Source organism: Streptomyces sp. NPDC001027, assembly GCF_040299045.1.
Taxonomy (GTDB): Bacteria; Actinomycetota; Actinomycetes; order Streptomycetales; family Streptomycetaceae; genus Streptomyces.
Map to the genome: position 1 here is coordinate 1 of NZ_JBEPBI010000624.1, position 1,005 is coordinate 1,005.

Below are 1,005 nucleotides of genomic sequence, written 5' to 3' on the forward strand. Positions count from 1 at the left end.
GCCGAGTACGGCGGCCGGGGCCCCAAACCACTGAGGGGAGTGGTCAGCGGCTCGCGCGGTTGACGGCCGAGACGACCGCCTTCAGCGAGGCGCGCGTGGTGTTCGCGTCGATGCCGATGCCCCACAGGACCTTGTCGCCGATGGCGCACTCGATGTACGAGGCGGCCTGCGCGGAGGCGCCCTCGCTCATCGTGTGCTCCTGGTAGTCCAGCAGGCGTACGTCGATGCCGACGGACTGCAGGGCGTCGAAGAAGGCCGAGATCGGTCCGTTGCCGGTGCCGGTCAGGACGGTGTCCTCGCCGTCGACCGTGGCCTCGACGGTGAGGGTGTCCACGCCGTCGGTGTCGGTGGTCGACTGGCCCGTGCGGACCTGGATGCGACCCCAGGGGTTCGCCGGGTTCGGCAGGTACTCGTCCTGGAAGACCGCCCAGATGTCGGAGCCGGTGACCTCGCCGCCCTCGGCGTCCGTCTTGGCCTGGATGAGCTTGGAGAACTCGATCTGCATCCGGCGGGGCAGGTCCAGCTTGTGGTCGTTCTTCAGGACGTACGCGATGCCGCCCTTGCCGGACTGCGAGTTGACGCGGATGACGGCCTCGTAGGAGCGGCCGACGTCCTTGGGGTCGATGGGCAGGTACGGGACGGCCCACTCGATGTCGTCGACGGTGACGCCCCTGGCGGCCGCGTCGGCCTCCATGGCGTCGAAGCCCTTCTTGATGGCGTCCTGGTGCGAGCCGGAGAAGGACGTGTAGACCAGGTCGCCCACGTACGGGTGGCGCGGGTGGACCTCCATCTGGTTGCAGTACTCCCACGTGCGACGGATCTCGTCGATGTCGGAGAAGTCGATCTGCGGGTCGACGCCCTGGGAGAACAGGTTCATGCCCAGGGTGACCAGGTCGACGTTGCCGGTGCGCTCGCCCTGCCCGAACAGGCAGCCCTGGACGCCGTCCGCGTCGTACGCTCCCTGCCGGAAGCACTCTTCGCAGCGCCTTCCACCGCATCTCCCCC

At 68.7% G+C, this 1,005-nt stretch carries 1 protein-coding gene; it reads right to left on the minus strand.

The features are described 5' to 3' along the window. Positions 1–43: 43 nt before the first annotated feature. On the minus strand, positions 44–1,005 hold a 962-nt coding region (locus ABT300_RS44400; RefSeq protein ID WP_351688937.1), incomplete at its 5' end, for an alpha-isopropylmalate synthase regulatory domain-containing protein.